This window comes from Allorhizocola rhizosphaerae (assembly GCF_003426775.1).
Classification (GTDB): Bacteria; Actinomycetota; Actinomycetes; order Mycobacteriales; family Micromonosporaceae; genus Allorhizocola; species Allorhizocola rhizosphaerae.
The window spans coordinates 1-2,482 of the sequence record NZ_QJUG01000436.1 but is presented as its reverse complement, the minus strand read 5'-3'; the positions used below and the strand labels follow the sequence as shown (position 1 = coordinate 2,482).

1 protein-coding gene and 1 pseudogene are annotated in these 2,482 nt (G+C 72.3%); both read right to left on the bottom strand.

The features are described 5' to 3' along the window. A partial coding sequence (locus DM816_RS41490; protein ID WP_162908411.1) for an ABC transporter substrate-binding protein occupies positions 1-1,208 on the bottom strand: 1,208 nt, incomplete at its 3' end. A gap of 78 nt (positions 1,209-1,286) precedes the next feature. Beyond that, positions 1,287-2,482: pseudogene (locus DM816_RS41485) on the bottom strand (transposase); the annotation flags it as partial.

The following is a 2,482-nucleotide window of genomic DNA, read 5'->3' as shown; positions in this document are numbered from 1 at the left end:
GCCGTGAACAACACCAACCCATCCGGCTCCATCCCCCCATGCGAGATGGGCTGAAACGCATACGCCCCCGCGATGCCTTCGACCGCACCCCCCTCCAGTCGCCCCCGAAGCCGTTGCGGGTCAAGGCTTTTGCCCCGCCGTGCCGCAACCGCGAGCAGGTTGAGCGCGTCCGCCGAGTACGGCGCGAACCCGCCGAATGCGCCGTATTCCTGGATGTAGCGGTACACGAAGTCGCGCGCCGCCAGCCCCGATGTCGTGGTCGCCATCATGGGCGCGCCCCCGAGCACGGTCGGGTGCACGATGAACGCGCCGTCCACTGTGGACCCATTTGGCCCGCGCAGAGTTTCGCCCGCTCCCGCCCCCGGGTCGAGGAAGATTTTGCCCGTGTATCCACCCCCGCGCAGTGCCGCCACCGCAGCCGCGCTGACAGGCGCCAACGCCCACACCACAACGGCTTTGGCCTTGCTGGCCACGATCTGCTTGACCGCATCCGTGTAGGCCCGCCCACCGGCGGGCAACCGTGCGCTCGCGGCCAATGCGAGCCCGGCCGACGCGAACGCCCGCGGCAATGCCCGCGCCCCGGCCTCACCGTGCCCATCCGCGCTGGCGAGCAGCGCGGCCCCGCCGAACTGGCGCTGCTGCAGCTCCCGCGCCAGCACCTCGGCCACGTCTGTCGCGTTTGGACCAAGCTTGTAGACGAATTTGCGCTGCGGCAGTGGGATGGTCATCTCGTCGCCGCTGTTGAGGCAGAGCAGCGGCACCTTGCGCTGCTCGGCGACGGTGATCATGCTCATCGCCGTCTCGACGGTGGTGCCGCCGATGATCGCGCTGACCCGGTCGTGCGTGATGAGCTGTTCGCTGGCCTCGGCGGCCCGTGCCGGGTCGCCGCCGTTGTCCTTGACGACCAGGCGCATGGCCAGCCGCGTGTCGCCGAACGCGAATCCTGACGTGTTGAGCGCCTGCGCACCGACCTGCAGCGCCTGCTCCTGCAGCTTGCCGAGGGTGGAGCCGGTGCCGGTGAGTTCGAGGTTGGCACCGACGACCATCTCGCCGGTGATCGCGGGCGCCGGGGCGAGGGCCGGGCGGACGTCACGCGCGCAGGCGGCGAGGAGTCCGGAGGCGGCGAGCCCGAGCCCACCCGCGAGCGCGCTCCTTCGAGAGATGACGCCGGCCAATGCACCCACTCCTTCAGTCAGTCGGTCACTCACCGCACACTGGTGCACGGTGAATGCTGCTGCTCAAAGGGCGACAGCGTCAAGCCATCTCACTATGGGTAACAACACAGATCAGCGGTAGTTGGCCGCGCGGTGATGGTAGTCGCTGCGCTCGTCGCGCAGCTCGTGGTCGCGGCTGAAGTCCCAGCCCGTTGCCGACTCGCGGCCTGGCCGCCCGCCGACCGCGTAGCCGCTGGCCTCCTGCGTGCCCTTGCGCCAGCCCCGGAAGTAGCTGCTGGTGTGGGCCGCGATCTCGTCGGCGTCGCGGACGATGCGCAGCGGGCGCTCCGAGGTCAGCGGGGAACCGGGGACGAGGTTGGCGGCGGGCACGCGCTGCGGGAGCCCGGCGAGGGATTCGCCGGCGACGGTCGGGCGCAGCGATGCCTCCTCGGCGGCCCGCCAGCCGGTGTCCATGGCCGAGTTCCACGTGGATTCGCCCTCGTCCTCGCCGCCGGAGAACCAGGCGGACGAGACCGAGGCGAAGATGAGCAGATCGGTGTCGTCTTCGGTGGCGGGTGGCGCGGCCACCCGCTCGGTGCGGCGCGGCTTCGGTATCCGCGGCGAGCGCCCGCCCTCCAGCGAGGACTCCGGCGACGGCTCCAACGAGGAGTCGAAGGAGGAGCGCATTGCCGAGGGCACCGACGTCGGTGACGACAGCGGCGACGGCCCGGTCAGCGGGTCGTCGATCAGGCGCAGCGGCGCTGCGGGGGAGGCCGGCGCGGCCGAGGTCGGCTCGACCACGCGCAGCGACGGCAGCACCAGATCGTCGGATTGCCACGGCGGGGGGACCCGCTTGGGCGCGGTCGGCGCATCGTCTTCGCTTGCCGGGTTGAGCGGCCAGTCGGAGCGTGACGGCAGCGGATCGCTGTGCTGCTGCGGCGCGGCCGAAACCGGCGTGGTCTGGGGTGGCGGGGTCCGGCCGAGGCCACGGGAGGCCCGCTGGCTGTTGATGGCCGCGTTGGTGAGCGTCGGCACGAACGGGGTCAGCGGATCACTGACCGGTGCGGGCGCGACCGGCGAGGGTGAAACCGGTGCGACGGCGACCGGCGCCGGCACAGCGACCGGAGGCACCGGTGCGGGCGAAACGGGCGGGGGTGAAAGCGGCGCGGGCGAAACGGGCGCGGCGGCGACCGGGGCCGGCACAGCGACGGGGGAGACCGGTGCGGGTGAAATGGGCGCTGCCGGGGCCGGCCGCTGCGCGGGAACCGGGAGCATCGGGCTGCCCGTGACCGGCGTCGGCTCGAAGCCGGGCGGGGTGGGAGGCGGTG